Below are 1,225 nucleotides of genomic sequence, written 5' to 3'. Positions count from 1 at the left end.
GAGCAACGGCTCGGTCATCACCATCGCAGCGGGCGAAACCACCGGCAGCGTCAATGTCGAGACACTAGCCAACGACGTCTACAACAACGGCAGCACCGTCAGCACCACCATCACCGGTGCGACCGGCGGTAACTTCGAAAACCTGGTTCCGGACACGACGCCTGCGGTCACCACGATCACCGATTCGGTGGACGACACTGGCCTGACCCTGAGTGCCAGCGAAACCATTACCGAAGGTGGTCAGATCACCTACACCGCGACGCTGACCAACGCCGCTCAAACGCCAGTGACCGTGACGCTGAGCAACGGCTCGGTGATCAACATCGCTGCTGGCGAAACTACCGGCACCGTTGCGGTGAATACGCCTGCGAATGACGTCTACAACAATGGCAGCACTGTCAGCACCACCATCACCGGTGCGACCGGCGGTAACTTCGAAAACCTGGTCCCGGACACTACGCCTGCGGTCACCACGATCACCGATTCGGTGGATAACACTGGCCTGACCCTGAGCGCCAGCGAGACCATCACCGAAGGCGGCCAGATTACCTACACCGCTACCTTGACCAATGCCGCTCAAACACCAGTGACCGTCACCTTGAGCAACGGCTCGGTGATTACCATCGCAGCCGGCGAAACTACCGGCACCGTTGCGGTGAATACGTCTGCGAACGATGTCTACAACAATGGCAGCACCGTCAGCACCACTATCACTGGCGCAACTGGCGGCAATTTCGAAAACCTGGTGCCAAGCACTACGCCTGCGGTTACCACGATCACCGATTCGGTGGACACCACTGGCCTGACCTTGAGCGCCAGCGAGAACATCACTGAAGGCGGTTCGATTGTTTACACCGCCACCCTGAGCAACCCAGCCCAAACCCCGGTCACCGTGACGTTGAGCAACGGCTCGGTCATCACCATCGCCGCCGGCGAAACCACCGGCACCATTGCTCTGGAGACATCGCCCAACGACGTCTACAACAATGGCAGCACCGTCAGCACCACTATCACTGGCGCAACTGGCGGCAACTTCGAAAACCTGGTTCCGGACACGACGCCTGCGGTCACCACGATCACCGATTCGGTGGACGACACTGGCCTGACCCTGAGTGCCAGCGAAACCATCACCGAAGGCGGCCAGATCACCTATACCGCGACGCTGACCAACGCGGCGCAAACGCCAGTGACCGTGACGCTGAGCAATGGCTCGGTGATTAACATC

General features: G+C 59.9%; 1 protein-coding gene. It reads left to right on the top strand.

The window, feature by feature from the left end; translation table 11 throughout:
- Positions 1 to 1,225, top strand: a 1,225-nt coding sequence (locus FGE05_RS29555) for an immunoglobulin-like domain-containing protein (RefSeq protein ID WP_139650428.1), incomplete at both ends; no start/stop codon positions are given.

The organism is Pseudomonas sp. ICMP22404, from assembly GCF_006227205.1.
Lineage (GTDB): Bacteria > Pseudomonadota > Gammaproteobacteria > Pseudomonadales > Pseudomonadaceae > Aquipseudomonas.
This window is presented reverse-complemented; position numbering and strand designations above follow the sequence as displayed.